The organism is Mediterraneibacter sp. ICN-202921 (genome assembly GCF_037890075.1).
GTDB lineage: Bacteria > Bacillota > Clostridia > Lachnospirales > Lachnospiraceae > Mediterraneibacter > Mediterraneibacter massiliensis.
In genome coordinates, this window is record NZ_JBBKBE010000001.1 from 310682 (window position 1) to 335163 (window position 24482).

Here is a 24482-nt window from a genome sequence, read left to right on the forward strand (position 1 = left end):
CCCCTTAATCCAGATAATCTCTCAGTTTTCTGCTGCGGCTTGGATGACGGAGTTTTCTTAAAGCTTTCGCTTCAATCTGCCGAATACGTTCTCTTGTAACGTCGAACTCACGTCCTACTTCCTCTAAAGTTCTTGCGCGGCCGTCATTCATACCAAAACGCAGGCGCAGTACTTTCTGTTCTCTCTCTGTCAGCGTATCCAGCACCTCGTCCAACTGCTCTTTGAGCAATGTCTGTGCCGCCGCCTCTGCTGGAACAGGGACATTGTCGTCCTGTATAAAATCGCCCAGGTGACTGTCTTCCTCCTCGCCGATCGGTGTCTCCAGAGAAACCGGTTCCTGGGAGATCTTCAGTATTTCTCTGACCCTCTCCACCGGCATGTCCAATTCCTTCGCGATCTCCTCCGGCAGCGGTTCTCTGCCCAGTTCCTGTAAAAGCTGGCGAGATACCCGGATCAGCTTATTGATCGTCTCGACCATATGCACGGGAATACGGATCGTCCTTGCCTGATCCGCGATTGCTCTCGTAATTGCCTGCCGTATCCACCATGTCGCATATGTGCTGAACTTATACCCTTTGTGATAGTCAAATTTTTCCACGGCTTTTATCAAGCCCAAATTCCCCTCCTGGATCAGATCAAGGAAAAGCATACCCCTGCCCACATAGCGCTTTGCGATGCTGACCACCAGACGCAAGTTTGCCTCTGCCAGTTCTTTTTTCGCATCTTCGTCGCCTTCCTCCATCCGTTTTGCCAGTTCGATCTCACGCTCTGCGCTTAGAAGTGGGACCTTTCCGATCTCTTTCAGATACATACGCACAGGATCCTCAATGCTGACTCCTTCTGGCACGGACAGATCGATATTTTCCATATCCACCTCATCGTCATCTGAAATGATCACGTCGATGTCTACATCCACATCATCGTCTACATCAGAATTGATACGCAGGACATCAATATTATTCGCTTCCAGGTAATCATATACTTTCTCCATATGTTCTGCATTCAGTTCCATATCATTGAAGAAATCATTGATCTCCTGCAGCTCCAGTATACTTTTTTTCTTCTTTCCCTGTGCAACAAGTTCCTTTAATCTTTCTTCAAATTTCTGTATGTTTTCTTCCATGTGTCCATCCTTCCCCACCTGCAAAAGCGCAGGCTGTCTTGTTTTATTTTATCCTTAATCAATAGAAATATGCAGTTTCTTCAAATCCTCCAGCCGCCTCTTTTCTTCCATCAGATGCTGTAAGCCGGCCATGTCTGTCGGTTCCAGCTGCAGCGTCTGTTCATCGATACTATGCGACTTTACCCTCAGTATCGTTTCTTTGAGCGCCTGTTCCTGTTCTTCCTTCGTCGTCAGCTTCTTGATCCTGGTATGAAACAGAGAGGCCGCCTCTCTGTGTTCTTCCTCCGCTGTAAAATGATTCAATATTTTAGCCGGGTTTAATTCTCCTTTATCATACTGATCATACAGGAATCCCGCAACTGTCTGGTAGAGTTTTTCTGTAAAATCTGTCGGGCTTATGTATCTGCGGATGACGGAAAACAGCTTCTTTTCATCAATCATCCATGTAAGAAGCGCTTTCTGCGAAGTCAGGATTGCATCTTCCTTTGGCTTTTCCTGCCCTGCCGCCTGCTTAGGTCTTACCACAGGCTTTGCCATTCCCTCCTGCACAGCAGCCTTGCTGACCATCTTTTTCAGACTTTCCTCGCTGACCTTATATTTCTTTGCGACCGCTTCTATATAATTATTGCGTTCCAATTCTTCTTCAAAAGTCAAAAGCCGCCTGGCCGCCTCTCGGAAAAATGCTGTCTTGCCTTCCGGAGAGTCCATGGCAAACTCTCGCTCCAATATCTCCAGGCTGAACAAGAAACCATTTCTTGACTCCTTGATCCGTTTTTCAAATTCCTCGGCGCCCAGATTTTTAATGAATTCATCCGGATCTTTATACGGATCCATCCGTATCACCCTTGCTGCGATCCCTGCTTCCTTTAAGATCGGTACTGCACGCAGGGCAGCTCTCGTTCCCGCGTCATCACTGTCATACGTAAGATACACTTCCTGGACATATCGTTTGATCAAAGAGGCATGTCCGGATGTCAGAGCCGTGCCCAGTGAAGCGACTGCATTCGTGAAACCGGCCTGGTGGAGCGAAATCACATCCATATACCCCTCACACAACAAAAAATAGGATTTCTTTGATACACGCGCACGGTTTAATCCATACAGATTCCGGCTTTTGTCAAAAACAACTGTCTCTGGGGAATTTAAATATTTCGGTTTTCCCTCCCCCATAACACGGCCGCCAAATCCTATAACGCGGTTGTTTACATCCATGATCGGAAACATCACTCGATTCCAAAACTTATCATACACGCCGTGACGTTCATCCGTATTTATAAGTCCTGCTTTTCGTATCAGTTCTTCTGTCCATCCCTTGCTCCGCAGATATTTGTACAGATCGTCACTGTATTTATTAGAATATCCAAGCCCAAATCCTGTGATCATCTCATCAGACAGTTCTCTATTCTTCAAATATGTATAGGCCTGCATGCCATTTTTCGATTTCAGCTGTGCATAAAAATACTTTGCCGCCGTCTTATTGATCTCTAATATGGAAGCTTTTAAGTCGGCTTTTTCTTTTGCCTCTTTGGAATACTCCATCTCCGGCAGTTCCACTCCCGCACGATCCGCCAAGAATTTCACCGCCTCCACAAAAGAGAAGTTCTCATATTCCATCAAAAATGTGAATACATTTCCTCCTGCTCCGCACCCAAAACAATAATACATCTGCTTTCCCCGGCTGACCGAAAAGGAGGGAGACTTTTCGTTGTGAAAAGGACACAGACCAAAATAGGAACTCCCTTTCTTCTGAAGCCTGACATACCCGGATATGACATCCACAATGTCGTTTTTCATTCTGATTTCTTCTATCAGGTCCTCTGAATAATACATAGTTTCCTCCTAAAAATGCCCCTATATTATTATATTCGACAAAGACCGTCGTTTTCCTTTAATTTTTCCAGGCTTCCGGCACAAAAAATTCCTGAAACTTTTTTACAGCATATAGATCCGTCATTCCTGCGATATAATCGCACACGATCTGTTCTCTGCTGCTGTCCGTATAAGACAGAGCGTCCAGAAATTGCCGCGGCAGCGTATCCAGATGGCGGATATAATATTCATACAGCTGCTCTATCATATGTACCGCCTTATCTTCCTCCCCCTTCGCTTTTGGATTCATATATACATTCTCAAACATAAATTTCCGCAGTTTTGTCATGGCAGCCTCTACTTCTTCCGACATACAGATCTCCGGCTTATCCATACTGTGAGTGATCACATCATGCACCATCGTGTTAAGACGCTCTTTTCCCGTATATCCTAATACTTTTCTTATAGAATAAGGAATATCGTTCTCTGTAAGTATCCCTCCACGGATGGCATCATCCATATCATGATTGATATAAGCGATCTTATCCGAAAGCCTTAGGACCTGTCCTTCCAACGTATGCGGATGCCCCGCAGTCTGATGATTCAGTATCCCATCCCGCACTTCCCATGTAAGATTCAGTCCTTTTCCCTGTTTTTCCAGACATTCTACAACCCTGAGACTCTGCCTGTGATGTGAAAAATGATACACCCGGTTAAGCGCCCTTTCCCCTGCATGCCCAAACGGCGTATGCCCCAGGTCATGTCCCAGAGCAATGGCTTCCACTAGATCTTCATTTAGTTTCAATGCTTTGGCAATCGTCCTGGCATTCTGCGAAACCTCCAGCGTATGCGTCAGCCGCGTCCGATAATGATCGCCTTTGGGAAGAAGAAATACCTGTGTCTTCTGCTTCAGCCTACGGAATGCTTTGCAGTGCAGGATCCGGTCTCTGTCCCTTTGAAATACAGGACGTATATCGCACTGTTCTTCTTCCCTCTCCCTGCCTTTGGAATTTCTGCTTAATGTGGCATAAGGACTTAAATACGCAACTTCTCGCTCCTCCAATTGTTCTCTTATGGTCATTGGCATTACCTCGAATCCATTCTGAAACCATCGTCATATTGTTCTTCTATATAATTATATTCTGTACTTTTTCTGTATTTCCTCTATTTCCGTTCTTCTTTCAAGCGTTTTTCGATTGCTTCTGCTACTGTCTGCAGGACTTTGATCCTTGCATAGTATTTACTGTTCGCCTCCACAACGATCCAAGGGGCATATTCCGTCGAAGTGCGCAGGAGCATCTCATTGACCGCCTCCTCGTAACTGTCCCATTTTTCACGGTTTCTCCAATCTTCTTCCGTAATCTTCCATCGCTTTTCAGGCGTCTCCTGTCGTGCAGTAAAACGCTTTTTTTGTTCTTCCTTGTCAATATGCATCCAAAACTTCAAAATGACCGTCCCTGCATCCGCCAGATCTTTCTCCATATCATTCATTTCTTTATACGCTCTCTGCCACTCTTCCTTTGTACAGAACCCTTCAATACGTTCCACCATCACTCGCCCATACCATGTCCGGTCAAAAATCGCAATATGTCCCGCCTTTGGCATGGCTCTCCAGAATCTCCAGAGATAATGGTGCGCTTTTTCAATATCATTGGGAGCGGCAATCGGCGTCACAACATATCCCCGCGCATCCATCTTCTCCGTCAGACGCTTGATCGCCCCACCTTTTCCTGCGGCATCCCATCCTTCAAAACCGATCACGACCGGAATCCTTCTGCGGTACAATTCGCCATGCAGCATTTCTATCTTTTTCTGTAACTTCTTCAGCTTCTTTTTATATTCTTCTTTTGTCAGTGTACATGTAAGATCTGCTTTGGACAGTATCGATTCTTGTAATTTACTGATCTGACTTTCTTCCGTTTTGGGAGATTGAATTTCGCCCGCCTGCACTTCTTTTTCCGATTCTAGTTCACGCAGCACTTCTGTCGCCCGTGTCTTTACCTGTTCGTTCCTTCTCTTTTTTATCTCCTCTTCCAAAAATGCAATAACTGTAGAATACATTTTTACTGCAGCAAATCTGCGGTCTGTCGCCTCGATGATCGTCCAGGGGGCATAGTCGACATCTGTCTTCTGCAGCATTTCTTCCATCATGCGCTCATATTCGCTGTACCGCACGTTCCTTTCTATATCCCCCTGCGTTACTCTCCATGCGGTTTCTTTCTTTTTCTTCAGCTTCTTAAATCGTTTCTTCTGCTCTTTTTTATCGATATCAAGGAGAAGCTTGATCAATACGTTGCCATCATCTGTCAGCTGCTTTTCAAAGGAACAAATAGAATAATATATAGAAGGCAGTTCACGTTCCTTTGTCCTCTTCTCGAAACGGTCTATGAGCACTTTACGGTACCAGCTTCCATCAAAAATCGCCATTCTTCCTCTTTGTGGTGTTTTTCTCCAAAATCTCCAAAAAAACGGATGCATAGCTTCTTCTTCCGTCTCCCTTTTTATCGTATACACTTCAAACCCTCTTGGATCCATGCCGCGTATCAGTTTCCCGATCTGCAGTCCCTTTCCCGCCGCATCATATCCCTCAAATACGATCATAACAGGTATGTTCATTTCCTTACACTGTCTCTGCAGGTAAGAGAGTTTTGTTTCAAGCATAGGCATTTTTGCTTTATACTCTTCTTTTGATAACTTTTTTGTTAAATCCACTTTTTCTAACATTGTTTTCCTCCGATCGACACTTCTTCTGTTAGTATTGACGGGTTTTTAGTTTATTATTTGCAGACTATAGTATAATAGTATCATTAAAACTGCAAAAAAAATAGAACCGAGCACCTATTTTTTGTACTCGCTCCTATTTAATCCTTTTCATCCTCATACATTTCTTTTAGCAACTCATAAACCAAACTCTGTTTTCTGCTGCTCACTGCATTATACATTCTGCAAATATCCATATGATTTTCCGTCAGATGCAAAAGTTCGATCTGATACTCTTGCGTCAGTCTTTTATCCGATACCTTCAAAATATAATCGATCGAAACATGAAAATAATTTGACAATTGTATCAAAATATCTGCCGGCAGAGAATTCTCGCCGTTCTCGATCCTGCTGATCGTCTGCTGCGAAACATTAATTTTAGCAGCTAATTCTTCCTGTTTAAGTCCTTTTTCTTTCCGGAGTTCTTTTACACGATTGTCCACTATATTCACACCCTTTAATATTCTATCTATTATTGTACCGAATACTGATCGCAGTGCTATCCAAATATAGGTTTTGCATATACTCATATTTTATGTACGCCCATTCTTATTCATACTTACAATGATACAATATTCCTGGTGATATGATATGTTATCTAACACACTAGGAAAAAGATTAAAAATGCTTCGCAAGCAACATAATCTAAACCAGTTAGAACTTTCTAAAAAATTAAGTATACAAAGACAGACTCTCTCCGCATATGAACGCGGCATCAGTGTTCCAAATATTTTTATCCTGATCCAGTTAGCCGATATTTATGGTCTGACCTTAGATGAACTTGTAGGACGCAGGCCTTTTCAAAAAAATCCAGACACTGCAATTGCTCCTTTTGAGGATGCCGAATCTCTATAAAAATGCTTATCTTCTGCTTGTACTATTTTTCTTTCACCGCTATAATACATTTATGAACCATATTGCATCAAATGAGAGTACTATTTGTGCTGCCAACTTGGCGGCGGAGTGGAGATTTTTATGAGTGAATATGAAAAAATGCTGTCTGGTGAATGGATTTTTCCGTCTTCTCCTGAACTCAAAGAAATGCGGATTTTCTGCAATCATCTTATCTTTGATCTAAATCAAATTGACAACAGCCAAAAACAAAAGCGCTATGTTCTTCTCAAAAGGCTGCTGGGAGATATAGGGGAAGATGTCAATATAAAATCCATCTTTCAGTGTGACTATGGAAAAAATATTCATGTAGGAAACCATGTGTTCATCAATTACAATTGTGTCATTGCCGACGTAGGAAAAGTTGTGATCCATGACCATGTAAAAATAGGTCCTCAAGTTGGAATCTATACAGTCAACCATCCTCTCGACCCTGCTGAAAGGCTGACCGGAAAAGAACACGGAAAAAAAATTGAAATCGGGGAGAACTGTTGGATCGGAGGGCACAGCGTGATCAATCCGGGCGTTACTCTTGGCAGGAATGTTGTCGTAGCTTCTGGTACTGTTGTCACAAAATCTTTTGGAGATAATGTCCTCGTCGCAGGGGTTCCCGCCCGAGTCCTGAAATCCCTTTAATATCCCTGCCTTTTTCCATCGCATCGTCTCCTTATAGTATTCTATACTTCAATTTTATCCCCATTCGGGCATCCCACAATACATGCCTTCCAGGCGAATCTTCTTCACAGGACAAAACATAGAATTTACGAAAATGAAAAAAAGCAAAAAAAATTGTTGACATTTAATCTGATACCGAGTATTATATTATTCGTGGCGTGTGAATCACAGAAGCGCCGCAAAATGCGGAAGTGTCGGAACTGGCAGACGAGCAAGACTAAGGATCTTGTGAGCAATGCGCTCGTGTGGGTTCAAGTCCCATCTTCCGCAGTACGCAAAAAGCAGAAGACCTTACATAGGTTTTCTGCTTTTTAATTTTCAAATTATACATACATATACTTTTGCTTAAAAAGGCGTTGAATCATAAACATGAATCAACGCCTTTTTATACCTTATCATATGCAGCACGCCATCTGCAAGGCATGTATCCGGAATGCCAAATGGGGATACATTTATTCTTGTTCACATGGACTGTCTATTCCATATTTCCCGGAAATTTTGGTATACCGTCAAATCCCGCCTGCAGCTCTGCGTCAGTCGGTATATAATCCTGCATCTCGCCATTGTGGAATTTCTCATATGCCACCATGTCAAAGTATCCTGTACCTGTCAGGCCAAAGAGGATTGTCTTTTCTTCTCCTGTCTCTTTACATTTTAAAGCTTCATCAATTGCTACTTTGATCGCATGACTACTCTCTGGAGCCGGAAGAATCCCTTCCACTCTCGCAAACTGTTCTGCCGCAGTAAATACAGATGTCTGTTCCACAGAACGCGCCTCCATATAACCATCCTCATATAGCTGAGACAGAACCGAACTCATACCATGATAACGCAAACCTCCTGCATGATTCGCAGATGGAATAAATCCGCTGCCCAGTGTATACATTTTCGCCAGCGGGCAGACCATTCCTGTATCACAGAAATCATATGCGTACACACCCCTTGTAAAGCTTGGACAGGAAGATGGTTCTACAGCAATAAAATGATAATCAGCTTCTCCTCTTAATTTCTCGCCCATAAACGGAGAGATCAGTCCACCCAGATTAGAACCACCGCCTGCACAGCCGATGATGATATCTGGTTTGATACCATATTTATCCATGGCAGTCTTTGTCTCCACACCGATGATAGACTGATGGAGCAATACCTGGTTTAATACACTGCCCAGTACATACCGGTATCCCGGTGTATGTGTCGCCACCTCTACCGCTTCAGAGATCGCGCATCCTAAACTTCCCGTTGTTCCCGGATGTGCTGCGAGTATTTTTCTTCCCACCTCTGTTGTCTCAGAAGGAGACGGAGTCACGCCGGCCCCATAAGTTCTCATCACTTCCCGGCGAAACGGCTTCTGCTCATAAGAGCATTTTACCATATATACTTTACAGTCTAGATCCAGATAAGAACACGCCATAGACAATGCTGTTCCCCACTGTCCTGCTCCAGTCTCTGTCGTCACGCCCTTTAAACCTTGTTCCTTTGCATAATACGCCTGTGCGATCGCGGAATTCAACTTATGACTTCCACTTGTGTTATTTCCTTCAAATTTATAATAGATCTTAGCTGGCGTGTCTAATTTTTCTTCCAGACAGTACGCTCTCACTAGCGGCGCTGGACGGTACATTTTATAAAAATCTCTGATTTTTTTAGGAATTTCTATATATGGATTCTCATTATCTAATTCTTGTTTTACCAATTCCTGGCAAAACACGACGCTCAGTTCTTCTTCCGTCATTGGTTTTAACGTCTCCGGATTTAAAAGCGGCGCAGGTTTATTTTTCATATCCGCCCGGACATTATACCATGCCTTTGGCATCTCACTTTCTTCCAGATAAATCTTGTAAGGAATTTTTTTCTCACTCATTTTACTTCTCCTTTCCTATTGCCGATATTTTTAACCGGCATGATCTCCGGGACATGAGCTTTTTGGAACATCCTTTCCCAACAAAAAAACTCCTGTCCCATACAACATTTACATTGCAGGGACAAGAGTTTATTCATCTACTTAAAAACTCCTGCGGTGCCACCCGGCTTGATGCAACACTACATCCACTCATGCATACCAACATATGCTGCCTTTGATAACGGAGTACTCTCTCCGGTTCGCCTACTTACTCTTTCTTTTTGTTCAGCTCACCCTCCGAAGCCCATTCCTCTCTGCCTTTGCCTACCGCATTTCCACCATCTGCAGCTCTCTGTAAGGTAATATCGCAAAAGTACTTACTCTTCTTCAACAGTTTAAAAAAACTTTATCACTATTACACGAAATTGTCAATATTCTTTTTTGATTAAATTTTCATAAGAGATTCTCCTATTCATTTTTCTCACCAATGATTATATCCTACGATTTTTTCCATCTCTTTTCGTCTCTTTTCACGGGGTTTCCCTACTTTTTGGGGATATCCGACAGCAATCGCAAGACGTACCGTACACTCTGGCGGAACGTGAAATGCTTCCTTTAATTTCTGTTGATTCAGAACACCGATCATACAAGTGCCAAGTCCCATATCCGCTGCCCCATAACACAATGTCACCGCTGCCATCCCGATATCCATCTGCGCGAAATGCTGGGAGCCATATTTCTCCTCTACCGCCTCTCTTAAATGTGCCTTTTCCTCGCACAGAAGAATAAATGCCGGTACGTTTTCCTTCCACGGGCAGCCTGTGAGTCCATGATCATCCAGACCATCTCTCATCTTTTCAAGAGCTTCTTCTTCATCTACAATAATAAAATGCCATGCCTGCGAGTTGCAGGCGCTGGGAGATAATCTGGCAATCTCCACCAGATGTATCAGCAGTTCTCTTTTTACCTTTTTGTCACTGTAGATACGACAACTCTCACGTATCTGCTGCAATGATTCAAAATCCATCCCGTCTCCTTTCCGGAAGGGATCCTTTTTTCTTTTCCCTTTCCATCTATTCTGACTATAGCACAGCCTTTTCAAAGGCACAAGTACCGGACAGGCAAATGTGCAGACTATCCGACAGAACTGCTGGAACAAAAATATGATCCTTATTTTTATGAGGATAAAAAATGTTTTCCCACAAAAAATACACCCTGTTCCAATTAAAATTGTAACAGGGTGTATTTTTTAATCTTTTATTACGCAATCTTTTCTTTTGCGATCTCTGTCAGTGCCGCAAAACCTTCTTTATCATTTACTGCAAGTTCTGCAAGCATTTTTCTGTTGATGTCAATCTCTGCAAGTTTCAGTCCGTGCATAAATTTGCTGTAAGACAAGCCGTTCATTCTTGCCGCTGCGTTGATACGCGCGATCCAAAGCTGTCTCATCTGACGTTTGCGCTGCTTTCTTCCCGCATATGCAGATGTGAGAGCTCTCATAACTGACTGCTTTGCAACTCTATACTGCTTGGAACGGGCTCCTCTGTATCCTTTTGCCAGTTTCAATGTTCTGTTATGTTTCTTCCTTGCGTTCATTCCGCCTTTGATTCTTGCCATTTCTTAATCCTCCTTCTAAACTACCGAATCTTACAGATACGGTAACACTTTCTTCATGTTCTTTACATTCGTTGCATCTGTAATTGCAGACTGTCTAAGATTTCTTTTTCTCTTTGTAGTCTTCTTTGTTAAGATATGGCTTTTATAAGCTTTATTTCTTTTCAGTTTTCCTGTCCCTGTCTTTGTGAAACGTTTTGCTGCCGCTCTATTTGTCTTAATTTTTGGCATAATGATCTCCTCCTTTATTGTGATGCCCTGCCGGATATTCATTCCGGAACAATCTCTTAACGTTTTTCAGTTAAAACCATGCTCATATTTCTTCCTTCAAGCTTTGCCGGCTTTTCGATAACCGCTACTTCTGAAAGCAGCCCGGCAAAATCATCCAGAATATGTTTACTCTGCTGCATATGCGCCATTTCTCTTCCACGGAAACGCAGTGTAACCTTTACCTTGTTCCCTTTTATGATAAATTTCTTTGCATTATTCACCTTTGTATTCAGATCATTCGTATCGATATTCGGTGACAGACGCACTTCCTTGATCTCAACAGTTTTCTGTTTTTTCTTTGCCTCTTTTTCCTTCCTTGTCTGCTCATATTTATACTTGCCGTAATCAATGATCTTGCAGACCGGCGGTTTGGCTGTAGGTGCAATTTTCACCAAATCAAGTTCAGCTTCCATTGCAAGCTTCATAGCTTCTCTGGATGACATGATCCCTAACTGTTCCCCATCCTCACTAATCAGACGCACCTCTTTGTCTCTGATTTGCTCGTTAATCATTAAATCGCTAATTGTCGTATACCTCCGTCAAATGAATTTCCTTCAGGTTCTGTGCGAAAACACAAAAAAACGAGTGAACACAATATCCACCCGACTCTCAACAAAAGAATCTTCCTGCTCCTCATACATAACGGTAGAAAACTTCAGAAAACACTTTGTTCAATATCAGACCAATAGTCACGCCCTTGTGCTATGGTGAGAGTGGATACTCTACTTTGTTTTTTGCCTTACGCAATATTTAAAATAGCACATTCTCTGCCTCTTGTCAACAATTTTCTCTGCTTAACATAAGGTTTATGCAACTTTTTATGTAACTAACCACAAATCTTCTATAAATTTCAATCCGGATATGATACAATAACGTGGACAGCGCCTATTTCATCATGCAGCTGACATGGTTTTGGAAAAGTATCCTCATACTGCCATCTGTCAAAGCAACTGCAAGGCGCCATTTTACATGAAAGAGAGAGCAAACATGAAAAGTATACACCAAACCAATTCAAACGACAAGTTTCAAAATAAATGGGGATTCATTGTTGCCTGTATCGGCAGTTCTGTGGGGATGGCCAATATCTGGCTTTTTCCATACCGCATCGGTGAATTTGGCGGTGCTGCCTTTCTGATCCCCTATATCCTTTTTGTCCTTCTCATCGGCTTTACCGGCGTTATCGGGGAAATGGCATTTGGACGTGCCATGCAGGCAGGACCTCTGGGCGCATTCAGCAAGGCTTTCAAGCAGCGTAATACGCGGATCGGAACTTTCATCGGTCTGATCCCCGTTATTGGTTCTCTTGGCATCGCCATCGGATACAGTGTTATCATCGGCTGGATCTTAAAATTCTTATTTGATTCCATCACAGGAAGCATTGTCAGTAATAAAGACCCTGTCCTTGTTTTTTCAGAATTGTCGCAAAATTTCGGCAGTATATCCTGGCATATACTAGGACTGGTATTAGTACTCGTCTGTATGTCTTTTGGCATTTCTAAAGGAATAGAAAAGGTCAATAAGGTAATGATGCCTGCCTTTTTCATTCTGTTTCTCTTTCTTGCCGTCAGAGTCGCTTTTCTTCCCGGCGCGCAGGAAGGCTATGCGTATTTGTTCAAACCAGACTGGTCCGCAATGGCAAATCCCAAAACATGGGTATATGCAATGGGACAGGCATTTTTCTCCCTCTCTCTGGCAGGAAGCGGTACCGTTGTCTATGGGAGTTATTTAAAATATGACGTCGATATTGTCAGCAGCGCTAAATATGTCGCTTTATTCGATACACTGGCAGCACTCCTTGCCGGGCTTGTCATCATTCCGTCTGTCTTCGCCTATGGGATGCAGCCCGATTCCGGACCTGGACTCTTATTTATCACGATTCCGTCTGTAATCCAGAGCATTCCTTTTGGACAGATATTTGCGGTGATCTTTTTCCTTGCTGTGTTATTTGCAGGCATCACTTCTCTGATGAACCTGCTGGAAAGTCCTGTTGAGGCGCTGCAGAAACATTTCGGCTGTTCCCGTATTTTTGCTATAGCGGCCGTTGGCATCGTCACTATATGCATCGGTATTTTCGTAGAAGGCACACTTTTAAGTCCTTGGATGGATACTATATCTATCTATGTCATCCCACTGGGAGCCCTGCTTGCCGGGCTTACTATGTTCTGGGTCTGCAAAAAAGGATTTGCCCGCAATGCCGTCCAGACCGGAAGAAATAAGACACTGGGCAAATGGTTTGAACCTATGACAAAATATATATTCTGTGGAGTCTGTGTGCTCGTATACATACTAGGCATTTTCTATGGCGGCATCGGCTAGGCCAATAAAAATTTAGAAAATTCACTAATTTCTCTTGTTTTTTTCTGCTATTTATGTCATAATATCGCTATTATGGTTACAAATGAGGTTGAGGAGGATTTTTATGAAAGACAGAAGTAATTTTACCGGAAAAGTCGGCTTTGTCTTAGCGGCTGCCGGTTCAGCGGTTGGTCTGGGAAACCTGTGGCGTTTCCCCTATCTTGCGGCACAATATGGTGGCGGGACATTTCTCATCTGCTATCTCATATTGTCTGTTACCTTTGGTTTTACATTAATGGCTGCGGAGATTGCTCTGGGACGAAAGACCCGTTTAAGTGCGATTGGGGCGTTTAAATCTTTAGATAAACGCTTTGGTTTTCTTGGTGTGCTCGCAGCGATCGTTCCTATTATCATTCTTCCCTATTATTCCGTTATCGGAGGATGGGTCATCAAATATTTTGCCACCTCTCTTACAGGGCATACAGCTGCGGCTGCACAGGATACTTATTTCACCGGATTTGTCAGTGGACTCTCTGAACCGATCTTTTGGTTCCTTCTCTTTGTTATATTTACCGCGGTGGTTGTCATCTTCGGCGTAGAAAAAGGGATTGAAAATGTCAGCAAATTTTTAATGCCCATACTGGTTGTATTGACACTGGGAATATGTGTCTACGTACTTATGCAGGATGGCGCTGTAGACGGACTGAAATATTATCTGCTCCCTCATATGTCGGACTTTTCTATCAAGACTTTACTGGCAGCCATGGGACAGCTTTTCTACTCCATGTCGTTGGCAATGGGGATTATGATCACCTATGGTTCCTATATGAAAAAAGAAACAAACCTGGAAACCTCTGTCAAACAGATTGAATTTTTCGATACAGGTTTTGCATTTTTTGCCGGTCTGATGATCGTGCCTTCTGTTTTCATTTTTTCAGAAGGAAATTTAGAAAACTTAAAAGCAGGTCCCTCTCTTATGTTCATCACTCTGCCGAAAGTATTTAACAGTATGCCGATCGGAGATATTCTTGGCGCCATTTTCTTCCTGCTTGTTTTCTTTGCGGCATTGACTTCTTCTATTTCACTGATGGAGACGATCGTCTCTATCTTGATGGATAAGTTCAAATGGGGACGCAAGATGACTTGTATCATCGTTTTTGTATATGTAATATTGATGGGAATTCCATCCTCTCTTGGTTTTGGCGTTTGGGATTTCATCAAGCCGCTTGGCATGTCCATCCTGGATGCATGGGATTTCATGAGCAACAGCGTGCTTATGCCGATCGTAGCTCTTATCACCTGTATCTTTGTGGGCTTCTTCATCAAACCAAAGACAATCTTGGATGAAGCCTGTGCAGGAGGTGCCAAATTCAAAAGCAAGACACTCTTTACTATTATGATAAAATGGATTGCACCTATTTGCCTTATTGCGATCCTTTTAAGCTCTGTCATGAGTGCATTCGGAATCATTACATTATAGTCGATCACACAAAAGGTCCGCTCCTGATCTGATGGAGCGGACCTTTTTATGTTCCATATTTTCAATCAAAATACGGTTTTCTCTTATTTTTTATCGTTTATTTCCCAAACAAAATACAGCCACTACTCCCGGACCGGTATGACTTCCAATGACTGTTCCGATATTATTGATCAAAATCTGGTCTACCCCCATCTTTTCACGCACCAAACCCGCAACATACTCCGCTTCTTCAATACAGTCTCCATGGGTGATCATGACCATATCGTTATCCCATCCCTTAGACTGCTCTATTGCCATATCTACGATCTTGTTCAGTGAACGCTTTCTCCCTCTCTCTTTTCCGATCACCTGCAGTTTTCCCTCATCATTCATATGTATGATCGGTTTTATCTGGATCATGGTTCCCACAATAGCTGTTGTTTTTGAAACCCTCCCGCCTCTGTGAAGATGATGTAGATCATCTACCGTCACATTATGGCAGACATGTAGTTTATTTTCTTCTACCCATTGCGCAACCTCTTCCATGCTCTTTCCTTTATTTTTTAATTTCAACGCATGGTATAAGAGGAGCCCCTCTCCCAGACAAGCACACAGCGTATCGATCACTATGATCTTTGAAGCCGGATATTTTTCTGAAAGTTCTTCCCCTGCAATACGCATACTGTTGTATGTGCCGCTAAGCCCGGATGAGAATCCTAGATGCAGCACGTCTTTTCCTTCTTTCAAAAATGGTTCCAGCGCTGCTACCGCCTCGTCCGGATTGACTTGAGACGTAACAGACATCTTTCCTTCCCTGATCTTGGCAAAAAATTCCTTACTTGACAGTCCATACATATCTGTATAAGTTTCTCCGTCTATTGTATATCTCAAAGGAATGACAGGAACATTCCTTTCTTCCAGCCATTCTTTTGGTAGATCGACGGTACTGTTTACTGTTATCACATAATCTCTCATTCTTGTATTCCTCCATGGCCTATATATTTGTATCTGATTTATTTATCATATCATTTTTCCCGGTATTTCGCAAAATTTTTTTTACCGTAATGATAAAGAGTATCACCGTTGCCGTGCCTAAAATAAAATCCACTATCGCTCCTATCCTGCAACTCCCCATGATCTCCACAAGTTTTTCTTTTTTCATTTTCCTGCTCTTTGCCAATGTAAAAATTTTCAAAGAGCAGGTATATTTTTTATGATAGTATAGTAAATAAAAAGAAGCCGCCGTTAGTTTTGTTTCACATTCAGATAATTTCTTCCTGACAGCGTCTTATTAAAAACAAGGAAGCATAAGACCAAAATGCAGCCTATCGCAAATCCAACCCAATTAAAACATCCTGTTAAAATCAACAACATAAGGCGCATAAACTTAAGAGCATACCCCAGTTCAAAATTAGGCTGCGTATAGTTTGCCACCGCCACAAATGCCATGTAAAGCATCACTTCGCTGTTGAACCAACCCGACTGCACAGAAAATTCTCCCATCACAATACCTGCGATAACACTTAGTGGAGTACTTAACATACTCGGCGTATTCATTGCCGCAAGCCTTAAGCCGTCTATAGACAATTCCAGGATCAGGAGCTGGAAGATCAGCGGAATATTCACTACATCCCTAACCGCAATGAAAGAGAATATCTCGGGCAGCCAGTCTAAATTCTGCATAAATAGTAAAAATAATGGGGTCAGAAAAACCGTCGCGATAGTAATGAGAGTTCGAGTCACTTTTAAGTAGATTCCTGTCAGTGTCGGAAAATAATAATCGTTGGCTTCCTCGATCATATCCAAAATAGATGTTGGCAGTATCATCGCCGACGGAGAATTATCCACCAGGATCACGACTTTTCCTTCCAACAGGCATGCCGCCGCTGTATCCGGTCTCTCCGTATATTTAAATTTAGGAAAAGGATTGAACCACTTCCTCTTAAATAGTGCTTCTGCAAGGCTCTGCTGATTCATTCTTAAATCTTGTATGTTTAATTCCTCGATCCGCGTTTTCACATTGCAGAGCAATTCCTTATCTACTCTGTCCTGCATATAACAGACCGCAATATCCGTTCTGGACACCTGCCCTGCCTCTGTCATCTCCATTACCAGATGAGGATCCCGTATCCGCCTTCTCATTAGCGCAGTGTTAAATACCAAAGTTTCCACAAAACCATCTCTGGATCCTCTCATAGATTTATCTTTATCCGGTTCATCCACATTCCGTGCCGGATATGTCCGGCAGTCTATGCAGACACATGCCTCATACCCTTCTATAAACAAGACTGCCGTCCCTGACAGGAGATTTCTAATCACCTTGTCAAAATCTCCCAACACATCCACCTCCACATAAGGCACGCATTTTTTGCAAAAAGCACTGGCATCTGCCGGCATTGTCTTTTCGGTCAGAGCGATAAATGATGTCATAAGCTTTAGCATCGTCTCATCTTTTACAAAACCGTCGATAAAATAAAAGACCGCGCTTCTGCCCCCGATATCCATATTTCTCCGAATGATATCAAAACTTTCTTCCACTGGCAGAACCCGGTCCATAAAATCAATATTCTCTTCAAATGAACTGCTGATTGTTTTTGTGATCTTCTTCACCATAGAATCGCTTCCTTTCTGAGCATACTATGCCCACGCCTTATTTCTCTATGGTTAGATTCCCCACTTTTTCCTGTATTATACAGATTTTAGTTTTCTTCTATAAAGCCTGCTTTCTTCATTTTATCCAGAACCTGCTCCTGCCTCTGTCTGGCAAGTTCCGGATTGGTCAATGGATTATAGTCGTTAGGCGCATTCGGAATGCCCGCAAGCAGGGTGCTTTCATCAAAATCCATCTCCCAAGGGTATTTTCCAAAGTACCCCAAACTTGCATCCATTACACAATAATATCCATTTCCAAAATAAATTGAATTAAGATACAATTCTAAGATCTTATCCTTGTCGAGCGTCCTCTCGATACGAAATGCCATAAATAGCTCTGAAACCTTGCGCACCAGCTTTTTATCTTGTGTGAAAAATTGATTCTTAGCAAGCTGTTGGGTGATCGTGCTGCCTCCCTCGACATAAGCGCCTGCCTGTATATCATGAAATATGGCTCTTCCTACTGCGATTGGATCCATGCCCGAATGCCTATAAAATCGTTTATCTTCTACAGCAAGCACAGCCTGCTTATAAGCCTCCGGCATTTCATCCAATGTCGTATAATTCTCCTTCGCCTCTATTTCGCGCGCCATTTCTTCTACACTTTTGACTTCTAACGCTCCTCGGTATCCTTCATATCCCTGCCATGTAAGATAGCCAACAATGACAAGTCCGCATAATAAAATAAAAGAACACAGTCGTTTCACGATCTTCATACTGCCTGTCACCTTTTCTTTCGTACTCTTTTATCCGTTTCTGTTAAGTTACAGGTACAGTATACCGAAAACAACTGTATTCTTCCATAATATTTTCTTACAGTTTTTTTAATTTTACTTACATTTTTGTAAGATTATCTTTTTGAAGTACTGCCAAATCCGCCGTTGCGCACAGCAGTAACTTGGTCGTCCACCGTGATCCCATATTCCACAAAAATCCCCTGCATGAACCCTTCTCCTGCGGCAATCTCCACTGTCTTTTCTTCTTTAGAATCATTCGTGATCTTGGCAAACATATGCCCTTCATTATCTGAATAAAAATAATCACTGTCAATGATCCCGACTGTATTATTCAACTGCAGGCGATATTTAAATCCCAGACCGCTTCTCGGATAACACTTCAGCACCCATTCCGGTTCCATCTCCACGCGGATACCTGTAGGAATCTTCACTGTCTCACCCGGAGAGAGCCTAAAAGATACCGGCGCAAAGAAATCATAACCGGCGCTTCCCGCTGTCGCTCTCCTTGGAAGCTTTATCTGCTGGTAGATCTCTTCTGTTTTTTCTGCTTCTCCTTGTCCAAATGTATCCATCCAGTCCTTTTTAAACTGTTCAAAACTCACCTTGTGAAATTTTGCAATTCTTTTCATTTATCTTCCCTTCCCGTGTTATGAATTGTGCAGAATGATCTTGTCTTCTTCCAGACTTCTTCTCACATCGATCACTCTCTGATTAGAACTACCTTTCCAGTGCAGCTGCGTATCTTTTAAGGCTTCTTCAAATCTTCCGTCAACCACCACATCTATATATGCCAGTATCTCCTCATCCTGGATTTCTTCCCAGCAATACCCTGTATACAGCCACTGGCTCTTATCAGGAAATTTTTCCCTGAGCCATTTCGCCAGCGCGGTCATTTCCACTCTGTTTGCCGCATGAAGAGGATCGCCTCCGCTGTACGTAATACCGCTTATGTAATCTTTATCGAGCTGTTCTTCCAATTCTTCTTCTGCCGCCTTATCAAAGGGCAGACCACCGTGTATATCCCATGTCACCGGATTATGGCAGCCGGGGCATCCGTGCGAACATCCTGCCACCCACAATACCACCCGCAGTCCATCTCCATTTAGCATATCGTCTTTTGTAATATTGTGATACCGCATTTTACATACTTTTCCTTTCCGCTATTTCTGCCATTTTAGCGTCATTAAGCCGCGTATCCCCTTTCACTCTGGAATAAGAGAGATACCCATTCATTCTGTCGATTTTTGTTAAATTTTTGCTGCCGCACTGCGGGCACACGTCCATATCCAGTTCTTCATGTCCACAGTCATCACAGTAGGACAAAGACAGATTTACGCCTTCATAATATCCCTTTGCCATTGCCCTTCTGACAAGGGATTTTACTGCTTCTGCATTGTAACTGATCGGATATTTTACATACTGGATCTTCCCGCCGTTGCTCAGATTCCAGAAACGACCTTCCAAATCTTGCTTTTCGATCGGTGTTATGTCTTCTGTTACGTGGCAGTGAAAACTATTGCTTACATATTCTCTGTCAGAAACATTTTCTATGATCCCGTACTTCTTACGGAACTGCTGTATCTGTACACCGCACAGATTCTCCGCCGGTGTTCCGTAAATTGCATACAGATGTCCATCCTCTTTTTTAAATTCTTCTATTTTATCATTGATATACTGAAGCGTATCTACTGCAAACTGCCCATCTTCCACAAGTGATTTTTTATTGTACAGCTGCTGCAGTTCATTTAATGCTGTAATACCAAAAGAAGCAGTAGCAGACTTTAAAAGCGGCTTGATCTTGTCATACAGTCCCAGATTACCGCCATAGAACCCTCCTTCACAGTAAGCAAGCGGGTTTGTAGAAGCCTTCATCTCTCCCAGATAATCGTATGTCCTCTGATGTAGTTTACGTATCAGGTTCAGATAATAATCCAACACCTCATAAAAAGGCTTGCTTTCCTGCATAGATTTTGCATAGATCATGGGAAGGTGCAGACTGATCGCACCGATATTAAACCGCCCTACGAAGACCGGCACATCCCGCTCGTCAGCCGGCTCCATGCCCCCTCTCTCATACCAAGGAGATAAAAATGCACGGCATCCCATCGGGCTGATGATCTTTCCGTATTTTTTATACATACTTGGCACATAGCCTTCACCTGTCAGGCTTAACCAGTCCGGATACATTGTTTTTCTTGAGCACTCAATCCCCGCCTCAAAGACATCTTCCAGCGGCTTTCCCGGTCCATGCAGTTCTTCGTCATATAAAAATACAATCTTCGGGAATAATACCGGCTTTTTGTGTCCTTCTCTTCCCTGTCCTTTCCGTCGCACCTCCAGCATCTTGATCGTCGCAAGTTTTCCATACCGGCTCGTCCGTGTTCCGGCTGTCACTGTAATGAACGGATAGTCTCCACGGCTGGAAGATACTGAGTTAAACTTATATTCCCACCCTTGAAACCCCTGCTCCATCTCCTTTTCCAGATCTGTCCATGCAACTTCCTGTGCTTTTTCTTCAGACAATCCTAAAGCTCTATATTTCGCAAGCAGACGTTTATGTGATTTTTCTGCGTATGGCTCTAGAATCTCGTCTACACTTGGAACCGTAAAACCACCATACTGCTGACTTGCGGCGCTCAAAACAATATCGCCGATCACGTCAAACGCTGTGTCTAATGTCTTCGGTTCATTGTACCACAAATTCCCCATCTCAAAACCGCCGCTCAGTACGTTTTTCACATCAAAGAGACAGCAGTTCATCGTGTCTCGCCTTGCCGACATATCATGGATATAAATATATCCCTCCCGGATTGCCTGTATTTCCTCTACCGTTAGGAAAAACTTTTTGTACAGTTCCTTATTTAACTCATTAAAGATCAGACTCCGTTTTGTTGAAACAAGCGCACTGTCTGTATTGCTGTTTTCTTTGTCCCCAATATACATAATAGACTGGCTCTTTTTATATACCTCGTCCAACATCTGGACAAAATCTTGTTTATAGTTCCGGTAATCTCTATAACTTTTTGCGACCACCGGGTTTACCTTCTCAAGAGCGCCCTCCACCACATTATGCATTTCTGCAATCGGAATCTCTGTAATCTGCAGATCTTTCACTTTCTCTTCGACAAATTTGCAGATATAATCCAATTCTTCCTCTTTAAATTTAATCAAAGCGCGGTATGCAGATTTATTGACAGCCACCACAACTTTCTGCACATTAAAATCTTCCTTCGTTCCGTCTTTTTTAATAACCTTGATCATGCCGCCTGCTCCTTTTCGCCTATTTTTACCATATTTTGTGTTTTTATCCCATTTTCTTCCCTATATGATGTATCAGTACTACCTATACTATCATTCCTTCCTTTTCCAGTCAACTTGGAATGTTACACAAAATTCTTTCTTCCCCTCTCCCTATTTTTTGTCTAAAAATATTCCGGACGCATCCAATACTCCAATCATTTCCTGTATCACCGGTATATCCACCACCAACGCCATGCGGACATATCTTTCCCCACCTTTTCCAAATGCGCTTCCCGGTGTTACGATCACTCCTGTTTTTTCCATCAGATCCATACAAAACGAAACCGACGTCTCGTAATTTTCGGGAATCTTCGCCCACACAAACATCGTTCCCTGGCTGTCCGGCACATCCCATCCAATACTGCGCAGCCCTCCGCACAATATCTGGTTCCGTTCTTTATACTTTTGTCTCTGTTCTTCAATATAGGTGTCTGGTCCTGTAAGAGCCGCTATGGCAGCATATTGTACCGGGAGGAAAATGCCATAATCGATCTGCGAACGAAAAATCTTCAGTTTCTGGACTATTTCTTTATTCCCCACTAGAAAGGAAATCCGCGCACCAGTCAGATTGTAAGACTTAGACAGGGAATAAAATTCTGCCCCCACCTCTTTAGCTCCCTCAAAAGAAAGGAAGGATCTGCCCTTTTCCCTGGAAAAGATAATATCAGAATAGGCATTATCGTGAAGGATGACAATATCATGCCTCTTTGCAAATGCGATCAGTTCCGGGTAAAATGTATCCGGAGCACAGACACAGACCGGGTTGAGCGGATAGGATACGATCATATATTTCGCCTGTTCCAGCACATCTTCCGGTATTTCAGAAAGTTGGGGCAGATACCCATTCTTTTCCTCAATCGGATACGTCTGTACTCTCGCGCCTGCCATGATCCCACTCATCTCAAATAAAGGATATCCCGGATCCGGCACAAGGATCATATCTCCCGGATTGCAGAGCACCATCCCGATATGCGCCATACCTTCCTGCGTACCATATACGGATGTGATTTCTTCTTTCTCAAGTTCTACACCAAAACGCTTCTTATACCGGTACTGCACTGCATTCAGAAGCTCCGGCAGATCTGAAAGTGCATATTTATAATTCTGCGGATCTTCACAGGCCTTTCTCATAGCTTCCATAACATGGGGAGCCGGCGCAAAATCCGGCGTTCCCACTGAAAGATTAAACACCTTCCTCCCCTGCTTTTCCAGTGCCTCTTTCTTCTCGTTCAACACTGCAAAAATCCCTGTCTCAAACTGGTTCATCTTATTTGAAAACTCTATTTTTTTCATCTGTTTCTCCTCTGCAGCTGCCTGCCTTTATCGTCTATTTTTCTTAATATGAAAATAAGCGGAAACAGTAGAAACTGCTGCCGCCTATTTAGCATACCATATTTTAGACTTGAATACAAACCTCGTTGTTTTCAAATCTGTTCTACAAAATCCCCCGTATCTCATCCAAGGAATCCAGATGATTCTCTTCCATATATTTTTCCATGCCCTCGATAATATCCAGGGAAATATCTGGCTTCATGAAAGTCGCAGTGCCTACCTGTATCACCTGCGCACCTGCCATGATAAATTCAATCGCGTCCTCCCAGGTAGTGATCCCACCAAGTCCCATGACCGGTATCTTTACCGCCTTGCACACCTGGTGCACCATCCGCAGAGCGATCGGCTTGATAGCCGGGCCGGACAGACCAGCATATCCATTGTTAAATACCATTTTTTTTCTTTTTATGTCCACTGCCATCGCAAGGAATGTATTGACAAGTGATACACCATCCACCCCCTCCTCTTCACACATCTTGGCGAGAGAAACAATATCCTCTGCATTCGGAGACAACTTTACGACCAGTTTATGTCTGCTGATCCTGCGCACTTCCCGCACCAGTTCCCTGGCAGCTTCTGTCTTGACCCCAAAATTCATACCGCCCTCTTTTACGTTTGGACAAGAAATATTTAGCTCCAGAATATCCAGATCTACATCATTTAGCCTCTCTGCCCCTCGAAAATAGTCTTCTTTGGAGTGTCCTCCCATGTTGACGATATTAACGACGTCTTTTTCATTGACCCAATCCAGATCCTTTTCGATAAACGCCTCTATCCCCGGATTTTCAAGTCCTACACTATTCATGATGCCGCTGGGTGTTTCCCATATACGGATACCGTCATTTCCCCCATGAGGATGCGCGATAAGTCCCTTGGACGATAATCCACCCAACTTCTCTATATCAAATTGTTCCGCAAGTTCTCTTCCGAATCCGCATGTGCCGGAAGCAAGGACCACCGGATTTTTAAAAGCAATTCCTGCAAATTCTGTCTTTAATCTACTCATTTATGCAAACACCTCGCTTCCTAAAAATACCGGTCCGTCTTTGCAGGCCGTCTTATTTCCGCTTTTTGTCTTACAGGTACAGACCTTGCACATACCGATCCCACATGCCATACGATTTTCCATAGAAACATACAGAGGAGCGCTTGCCCCCACTTTCACACATTTTTCATATAAAACTTTCATCATGATCTCCGGACCGCAGGTCAGAATCACATCATATTTCAGAGGATCCACAGAATCTGTAATAAAGCCGCCCACATCGATCGTCACATGATCTGCGACATTCTGATAGTCTGTTTCTAACACCGGCTGTCCGCTGAATCCCAGGTAAATATCGATCTGGCTGCATGTGCCTGCTTCTCTGTATTTCTTTGCCGTATAGTAAAATGGCGCGATTCCGACGCCGCCCCCTACCATGGCGATTTTCCCCTTTACATCTTCCGGAAATCCATTGCCATAAGGTCCGTTGAGCGTAAGCATTTCTCCGGGTTCCAGACGGCTTATCAATTCTGTTCCTTTTCCTACTTTCTTATACAAAAAGGATACTTTTTCTCCATCTGCATCAAATACACTGATCGGTCTTGAAAGTACCGGATATTCTTCCCATCCTCTCAGCATATAAAATTGTCCGGCCTTTACCTGATTCTTTTCCTCCACTTCTATCAGATAAAAATCATCCGACAGTTTTTCATTTGCCAGTATCTTTCCCATACTTAGCC

The 24482-nt window shown here is 43.0% G+C and carries 24 protein-coding genes and 1 tRNA gene; 5 read left to right on the forward strand and 20 right to left on the reverse strand.

Translation table 11 applies throughout. From position 1 onward, the window contains the following. Positions 1–4 precede the first annotated feature (4 nt). From rpoD to WKT01_RS01525, 5 genes are all read right to left on the reverse strand, one after another. A complete protein-coding gene (gene rpoD / locus WKT01_RS01505; RefSeq protein ID WP_059069831.1) occupies positions 5–1123 on the reverse strand; it encodes an RNA polymerase sigma factor RpoD in 1119 nt (372 codons plus the stop codon). A 54-nt stretch (positions 1124–1177) separates the two neighbouring features. Beyond that, the gene (gene dnaG / locus WKT01_RS01510) at positions 1178–2953 is read right to left on the reverse strand and encodes a DNA primase (RefSeq protein ID WP_117975544.1); all 1776 of its coding nucleotides are present in this window, start codon (positions 2951–2953) and stop codon (positions 1178–1180) included. Between the two features lie 58 nt (positions 2954–3011). Continuing rightward, positions 3012–4013: a deoxyguanosinetriphosphate triphosphohydrolase gene (locus WKT01_RS01515; protein ID WP_059069835.1), complete on the reverse strand. Its 1002-nt coding sequence runs from the start codon at positions 4011–4013 to the stop codon at positions 3012–3014. Positions 4014–4096: 83 nt separating this feature from the next. Further along, on the reverse strand, positions 4097–5656 hold the full coding sequence (gene pap, locus WKT01_RS01520) for a polyphosphate:AMP phosphotransferase (protein WP_117975546.1): 1560 nt from the start codon (positions 5654–5656) through the stop codon (positions 4097–4099). Positions 5657–5793: 137 nt separating this feature from the next. After that, positions 5794–6135, reverse strand: a complete 342-nt coding sequence (locus tag WKT01_RS01525) for a helix-turn-helix domain-containing protein (RefSeq protein ID WP_059070497.1) — start codon at positions 6133–6135, stop codon at positions 5794–5796. Positions 6136–6283: 148 nt separating this feature from the next. On the opposite strand from WKT01_RS01525, the gene WKT01_RS01530 reads away from it, so the two are divergent. The 3 genes from WKT01_RS01530 to WKT01_RS01540 all read left to right on the forward strand — a co-directional run bounded on the left by WKT01_RS01530 (position 6284) and on the right by WKT01_RS01540 (position 7528). Continuing rightward, positions 6284–6547 carry a helix-turn-helix domain-containing protein gene (locus tag WKT01_RS01530; protein WP_117975547.1) on the forward strand — a complete coding sequence of 88 codons (264 nt, stop codon included), beginning with the start codon at positions 6284–6286 and terminating at the stop codon, positions 6545–6547. Between the two features lie 120 nt (positions 6548–6667). Continuing rightward, positions 6668–7219 carry a sugar O-acetyltransferase gene (locus WKT01_RS01535; RefSeq protein WP_117975548.1) on the forward strand — a complete coding sequence of 184 codons (552 nt, stop codon included), beginning with the start codon at positions 6668–6670 and terminating at the stop codon, positions 7217–7219. Between the two features lie 224 nt (positions 7220–7443). Further along, positions 7444–7528: transfer RNA gene (locus WKT01_RS01540), tRNA-Leu, on the forward strand. A gap of 205 nt (positions 7529–7733) precedes the next feature. On the opposite strand, the gene WKT01_RS01545 is transcribed toward WKT01_RS01540, so the two are convergent. From WKT01_RS01545 to infC, 5 genes are all read right to left on the reverse strand, one after another. Continuing rightward, positions 7734–9119 (reverse strand): TrpB-like pyridoxal phosphate-dependent enzyme, encoded by a 1386-nt coding sequence (locus tag WKT01_RS01545; RefSeq protein ID WP_059069842.1) that lies wholly within the window; start codon positions 9117–9119, stop codon positions 7734–7736. Positions 9120–9579: 460 nt separating this feature from the next. After that, a complete protein-coding gene (locus tag WKT01_RS01550) occupies positions 9580–10125 on the reverse strand; it encodes a nitroreductase family protein (RefSeq protein ID WP_117975657.1) in 546 nt (181 codons plus the stop codon). Positions 10126–10358: 233 nt separating this feature from the next. Continuing rightward, a complete protein-coding gene (gene rplT / locus WKT01_RS01555) occupies positions 10359–10715 on the reverse strand; it encodes a 50S ribosomal protein L20 (protein ID WP_059069844.1) in 357 nt (118 codons plus the stop codon). A gap of 30 nt (positions 10716–10745) precedes the next feature. After that, positions 10746–10943: a 50S ribosomal protein L35 gene (rpmI, locus tag WKT01_RS01560; protein ID WP_059070503.1), complete on the reverse strand. Its 198-nt coding sequence runs from the start codon at positions 10941–10943 to the stop codon at positions 10746–10748. A gap of 56 nt (positions 10944–10999) precedes the next feature. After that, entirely contained in the window at positions 11000–11494 is a 495-nt protein-coding gene (infC, locus tag WKT01_RS01565) for a translation initiation factor IF-3 (RefSeq protein WP_059069846.1), read from the reverse strand. A 475-nt stretch (positions 11495–11969) separates the two neighbouring features. On the opposite strand from infC, the gene WKT01_RS01570 reads away from it, so the two are divergent. After that, positions 11970–13298 carry a sodium-dependent transporter gene (locus WKT01_RS01570; protein ID WP_117975655.1) on the forward strand — a complete coding sequence of 443 codons (1329 nt, stop codon included), beginning with the start codon at positions 11970–11972 and terminating at the stop codon, positions 13296–13298. Positions 13299–13401: 103 nt separating this feature from the next. Further along, entirely contained in the window at positions 13402–14757 is a 1356-nt protein-coding gene (locus WKT01_RS01575; RefSeq protein ID WP_340311329.1) for a sodium-dependent transporter, read from the forward strand. A gap of 90 nt (positions 14758–14847) precedes the next feature. Here the strand turns inward: WKT01_RS01575 and WKT01_RS01580 are convergent, their stop codons facing one another. The 10 genes from WKT01_RS01580 to WKT01_RS01625 form a co-directional block, all read right to left on the reverse strand. Beyond that, a complete protein-coding gene (locus tag WKT01_RS01580; protein WP_059069852.1) occupies positions 14848–15711 on the reverse strand; it encodes a DegV family protein in 864 nt (287 codons plus the stop codon). Between the two features lie 19 nt (positions 15712–15730). Beyond that, entirely contained in the window at positions 15731–15898 is a 168-nt protein-coding gene (locus WKT01_RS01585; protein WP_162858250.1) for a hypothetical protein, read from the reverse strand. An 83-nt stretch (positions 15899–15981) separates the two neighbouring features. Then, positions 15982–17349 carry a spore germination protein gene (locus tag WKT01_RS01590; RefSeq protein WP_059069855.1) on the reverse strand — a complete coding sequence of 456 codons (1368 nt, stop codon included), beginning with the start codon at positions 17347–17349 and terminating at the stop codon, positions 15982–15984. Between the two features lie 86 nt (positions 17350–17435). After that, positions 17436–18104 carry a transglycosylase domain-containing protein gene (locus WKT01_RS01595; protein WP_059069856.1) on the reverse strand — a complete coding sequence of 223 codons (669 nt, stop codon included), beginning with the start codon at positions 18102–18104 and terminating at the stop codon, positions 17436–17438. Positions 18105–18238: 134 nt separating this feature from the next. Next, complete coding sequence (locus WKT01_RS01600; protein WP_059069858.1) at positions 18239–18754, reverse strand: deoxyuridine 5'-triphosphate nucleotidohydrolase; 516 nt, start codon at positions 18752–18754, stop codon at positions 18239–18241. A gap of 18 nt (positions 18755–18772) precedes the next feature. Next, a complete protein-coding gene (gene nrdG / locus WKT01_RS01605; protein WP_059069860.1) occupies positions 18773–19264 on the reverse strand; it encodes an anaerobic ribonucleoside-triphosphate reductase activating protein in 492 nt (163 codons plus the stop codon). A gap of 1 nt (position 19265) precedes the next feature. Continuing rightward, the gene (gene nrdD / locus WKT01_RS01610; RefSeq protein ID WP_059069862.1) at positions 19266–21386 is read right to left on the reverse strand and encodes an anaerobic ribonucleoside-triphosphate reductase; all 2121 of its coding nucleotides are present in this window, start codon (positions 21384–21386) and stop codon (positions 19266–19268) included. Positions 21387–21536: 150 nt separating this feature from the next. Beyond that, positions 21537–22718, reverse strand: a complete 1182-nt coding sequence (locus WKT01_RS01615) for an aminotransferase class I/II-fold pyridoxal phosphate-dependent enzyme (RefSeq protein WP_059069864.1) — start codon at positions 22716–22718, stop codon at positions 21537–21539. 142 nt (positions 22719–22860) lie between these two features. Further along, entirely contained in the window at positions 22861–23763 is a 903-nt protein-coding gene (locus WKT01_RS01620) for a dihydroorotate dehydrogenase (RefSeq protein ID WP_117975653.1), read from the reverse strand. Further along, the gene (locus WKT01_RS01625) at positions 23764–24474 is read right to left on the reverse strand and encodes a dihydroorotate dehydrogenase electron transfer subunit (protein WP_059069868.1); all 711 of its coding nucleotides are present in this window, start codon (positions 24472–24474) and stop codon (positions 23764–23766) included. Positions 24475–24482 lie beyond the last annotated feature (8 nt).